The organism is Alteromonas aestuariivivens, from assembly GCF_003367475.1.
GTDB classification, from domain to species: Bacteria; Pseudomonadota; Gammaproteobacteria; order Enterobacterales; family Alteromonadaceae; genus Alteromonas; species Alteromonas aestuariivivens.
Genome location: NZ_QRHA01000023.1, coordinates 1 through 4,080 on the forward strand (window position 1 = coordinate 1; position 4,080 = coordinate 4,080).

A 4,080-nucleotide genomic window follows, 5' to 3' on the forward strand; every position below is an offset into this window, starting at 1 on the left:
GTTGTATCAACTAGCAACATAACAATCACATTAAGTCGGTCGCAAGCTCCCTGGGACAGTAACACGTGGGCTCTGTCGCTTCGCTCCTATTTTAGCCCACGTATTACTGCCCCTTATGTGGGTGTTAGCTACACAAGGAAACTCCAGTGAAAAAGTTTTTGCTACCATTATTGGCTCTTTTCCCGACCTTGCTGCAAGCAGAAGAAAAAGTACATTGGCCAGACCTTTCGACGATTGGTTATATATCTGGTCGAGCTGCTGTTGAGGAAGATATCAATAAAGGTATTGCTGTTTTTGTGTTGCGTTCTGGTCAGGACATAATTGGAAAGCCGCTGAAAATAAGCTTGCCCCAATACGCCATACACAAAGACCCTGAATCAGGGCAAGACACTCGTGTAGTGATCATTCAAGCAGAAGAGGCGAATGAGCAAAAGGTACTTGGAGCCTACGATTTTTCGCAGAAATCTTTTATGGTTGGCTTGCTTAATGAATTTACGTTATTGGGAAGTGACGCAAGCTCTAGGTGAGGTTGTGTAGCTAACAAACGCATCAAGTCGCCGCTGAAAAGCGCGGCTGGGACATCAAAACTACGCGGCGATTAGTTTGGTGCTCCGCCCAAGTTTAACCAATCGCCGCTTAAGTTTTGCTGCCCCTTATGCGGGCGTTAGCTTTCAACGATAGAACACGGAGGTACTATGAAATTTGACCTTTCAAACATGTCAGCAGCCGAGCTCGATGAATTGATTAAATCAGCCGCAGCACAAAGAATAAAGACCCAAATACCGCATGATAAAGAACCGGGCGCACAGGTAGATGCTACATATAATCCTGCTTGGAAGGCTGTTTTGACTGAGCAGAACCTGCTGCTTCTTAACCTATGTAAACCAGGTTATGGTTGGCAATCTTTTGCTTTCCCCGAAACAGAAATAAAAAACCTATATCAAACACTTAGTAAAGTAATCTCTGTTTCAGAAAGTATTAGTAAAAAGAGTGGTAGCAAACATTGAAAGCTAACAAACAACTCTTGGTGCTCACTGCGTTCGCTGGGACACAAACACATGGTCTCCCTCGCTTCGCTCGTTATTTTAGCCCATGTATTTGTGCCCCAAAGTTGGGGCGTTAGGTGTTAAAGGGATATGAGCTTCGAAAGATTTCATCAACATCGACATATCGTAAGTGGTAATTCCGTTTGCTTTTCCTACGACCGTTTTAATACTAAATTTGAAGTCAAGGTGGGAGACACTATTGCTTATTCAAAGTACTTGCTATTCTGGCCTAAGCATAAAGCAACTGTCCAAATCGGATCTAGTTCATATAGCCTCAGCGTGTACTGGTTTTTAATATGGGGAGCATCTTTAAAAAAAGACAACTCAGTGGTTGTAAAAGAATTACTTCCCAAACGTCGTAGACGCTCAATAACACTACTCGGCTATGGTGTTTTTATCGTTTTACTTCGGGCTGCATTTGTTGTTTTTGAACCGTAGCACCTAACAAAAAACTGTAGTCGTTCGCTAGCGCTCACTGGGACAATAACACGTAGGCTCAGTCGCTTCGCTCCAATTTTAGCCTACGTGTTATTGCCCCTAAGTTGGGCGTTAGTTACCGGTGTAGCAGTATGGCTCTAGTAAAAATATTCAAATATTCCCTAATACTGATCCTGCTTCAAATTGCTTCGGGCACTGTTATCGCGCTATATGCCAGTTCAGAACCAGCATTATCGTTAGGATCACCAGAGTACTTTGCTCTAAACTACACATCCTCTTTTGTAATCTCTGTAACCTTACTTGCTCTCTTGGGCTTGGGGCTCAAAGCCAATATTCTTGTCCACTTAGCTGTTGTCTCAGCAATCGTTTTTCTTACTGGCAACTTAATATCCTTTGCTTTATTACGAGAGCTACTTCCGTTAACTTTGTATCTAATAGACTTGGCTTTTTCGGTCAGTGCTGTAATTACAGCCTGGCTTATAAGTTGGGCAATAATAAATAAAAGGGCGTCTCAGCATGGTAACTAACAAAGCGCTATTGTCGCTCCCTTCGTTCGCTGGGACGCAAACACATGGGCGCTTCGCGATTTTCGCCCATGTGTCTGCGCCCCAAAGCTAAGCGTTAGGCATCAAGGAGGAACATGCAAAATAAATTGGTTTTCTCAACTGTATTTATCGCCTTAGTAGCTTCGTTTTTTGCTGGTAAGTATTTCGAAAAGTCGACCAAAAGCGCTGAATACCTAGATGCATTAACGACAACTGTAAACTTAGCTCATGATCGTTGGGGTGAGGTACATTTGTTATCTGCGCTTTACGAAGCAAGTTTGGTAAATAAAGAATCCTCCAAACAACAATTTGTATTAGCTGTGGCGCTAATGTATCGAGATGATACAAGGATAAGAGACGTTTTCAGCAATGATCATGGATTGAATACAGGAACAGTTAGTACAAACAAAGCTGTAATCGATTTCCTCACACAATATGGCTATTCGAGTTGCGCAGAACTAACAAATTCAGAAATGGTTCAGTGTAACTTGGATGTAGTAGATAATGATGCCTAACAAGTCGCTCAAGGTTGCCAGCTGCGCTGGCGGGACAAATTTTCGCGGGCTGGCGCTTCGCGCAAATGTAGCCCACTCAATTTGCCCCTTAGCGGGGCGTTAGCTTCGTACATTTAAGACACCTCATGATGATGAGTTTTAGATTATTTAAGAAACACCCTATTTTTGAAGCGTTCTACGATTTTGCAAAATACTTTAGAACCCGTAAAGCAATAAAGTCTGGTGTAGACGTGCTTAAGATATACTCTGAAGATACATCAGGTAAGTATTTGGGCCCGTGGAAAATGAATGCATTAGAAAATTTTATTGCGAGTTTCCCAAGCTTTATTGTTTTATCTTACTATGACTTTCTATATGAGAAAGGTGATTGGGCTGAGAACAGTGTCGAAACAAGCAAACTGATGAAAATCTATGAAAATATTCTCCTTTCAGCTTCAATTCCTTTCATCCTATTGCTAGCTTGTTTTTTAGCTGGAATTGGAACTTTGAAATTCAGAGATTGGAAAAAAGCGAAAATAAGCGCAGCTCAACTTAACTACCTATATGTAAACTCAAGCTACGGGTTGTTTCCTCAATGTTTACTCGTCTTTGGATTTACTTTGCTAAGCATCCATACGGACTATTTTCTCAAGGTGGAGGGAGCCGGAGAAGAGCTTCTACTTGCACTTTTTCTATTAGTTGTTGGAGTGGTCTGGAACAGCAAGATCATATTTTGGAATATACCTACGTTGATATTTGAAAGGAATGGATATACTCAAGGCTCATACCCTTGGAGTATGTTCATATTAGTATTTATAGTTATCGGATATTTATGTTTGAATGTTTTGTGGTGGCTTTTCATTGATGACCCTCTTATAGACCATTGGGTGCAAGATGAAGCTAACAAATAAAGTCAGCGGACGCATAAATGCGCCGCTGCTCTAGGCGTTAGCCCCCAGTAGTATCTCAATGTTGTTCGGCAACGCTTTTATACAGAAACAGCAAGGGCTACCCACCCGGCTCACCTTTCCGCAGTCAGCCAGTTTCCCTTTTTAACAGTACAGTAAACGCAGTTTTTTCAGCTTCGCAAAGCAGGGTTTCACAAATCCCCGGCTGTAGCAGCAGGTGCACTTTTCCGCATTCGGCCTGCGCCTTTCTCTGCTCCGTGACAACGCAATTTGTTTCAGCATTTCAAAATGGCAGCTTTCAATTTCAGTTGCCGTTTTCTGGGTGGTTGTTTATGGTGAGGTAATTCGGTTGCGGTAGTCAGCTTTTTCAACACCTTGGTGCTCGGCGGCAAAGCCGCGAAAGTTCATCGGCTGGGCTAACAATCGCATTAACCACTCGCTACGCTCGCTTGGGACAAAAACACGTAGGCTCCCTCGCTTCGCTCGTTATTGTAGCCTACGTCTTTTTGCCCGTTATGCGGAGCGTTAGCCCCCAGTACTATCTCAATGTTGCTCAGCAACGCTGTTATACAGAAACGGCAAGGGCTACCCACCCGGCTCACCTTTCCGCAGTCAGCCCAGCTTCTTTTTTTTGGCAGCGCTATAAACG

The 4,080-nt window shown here is 43.0% G+C and carries 6 protein-coding genes; 5 read left to right on the top strand and 1 reads right to left on the bottom strand.

Annotation, left to right across the window (positions count from 1 at the left end; translation table 11 throughout):
- Positions 1-146: 146 nt before the first annotated feature.
- The 5 genes from DXV75_RS16900 to DXV75_RS16925 all read left to right on the top strand — a co-directional run bounded on the left by DXV75_RS16900 (position 147) and on the right by DXV75_RS16925 (position 3,434).
- A complete protein-coding gene (locus tag DXV75_RS16900; protein ID WP_220272543.1) occupies positions 147-527 on the top strand; it encodes a hypothetical protein in 381 nt (126 codons plus the stop codon).
- Positions 528-695: 168 nt separating this feature from the next.
- Complete coding sequence (locus tag DXV75_RS16905) at positions 696-1,007, top strand: hypothetical protein (RefSeq protein ID WP_115594595.1); 312 nt, start codon at positions 696-698, stop codon at positions 1,005-1,007.
- 608 nt (positions 1,008-1,615) lie between these two features.
- Positions 1,616-2,011, top strand: coding sequence for a hypothetical protein (locus DXV75_RS17150; protein ID WP_115594597.1), 396 nt, complete (start codon positions 1,616-1,618; stop codon positions 2,009-2,011).
- Between the two features lie 113 nt (positions 2,012-2,124).
- Complete coding sequence (locus DXV75_RS16920; protein WP_115594598.1) at positions 2,125-2,544, top strand: hypothetical protein; 420 nt, start codon at positions 2,125-2,127, stop codon at positions 2,542-2,544.
- 125 nt (positions 2,545-2,669) lie between these two features.
- Complete coding sequence (locus DXV75_RS16925) at positions 2,670-3,434, top strand: hypothetical protein (RefSeq protein WP_115594599.1); 765 nt, start codon at positions 2,670-2,672, stop codon at positions 3,432-3,434.
- A gap of 425 nt (positions 3,435-3,859) precedes the next feature.
- On the opposite strand, the gene DXV75_RS17155 is transcribed toward DXV75_RS16925, so the two are convergent.
- The coding region (locus DXV75_RS17155; protein ID WP_220272544.1) for a hypothetical protein at positions 3,860-4,080 on the bottom strand (221 nt) is incomplete at its 5' end.

Excerpts from the sequence above, each read along its gene's own strand:
- DXV75_RS16905 (WP_115594595.1), top strand. The coding sequence starts at position 696 with ATGAAATTTGACCTTTCAAACATGTCAGCAGCCGAGCTCGATGAATTG.
- DXV75_RS17150 (WP_115594597.1), top strand. The coding sequence starts at position 1,616 with ATGGCTCTAGTAAAAATATTCAAATATTCCCTAATACTGATCCTGCTT.
- DXV75_RS16920 (WP_115594598.1), top strand. The coding sequence starts at position 2,125 with ATGCAAAATAAATTGGTTTTCTCAACTGTATTTATCGCCTTAGTAGCT.
- DXV75_RS16925 (WP_115594599.1), top strand. The coding sequence starts at position 2,670 with ATGATGATGAGTTTTAGATTATTTAAGAAACACCCTATTTTTGAAGCG.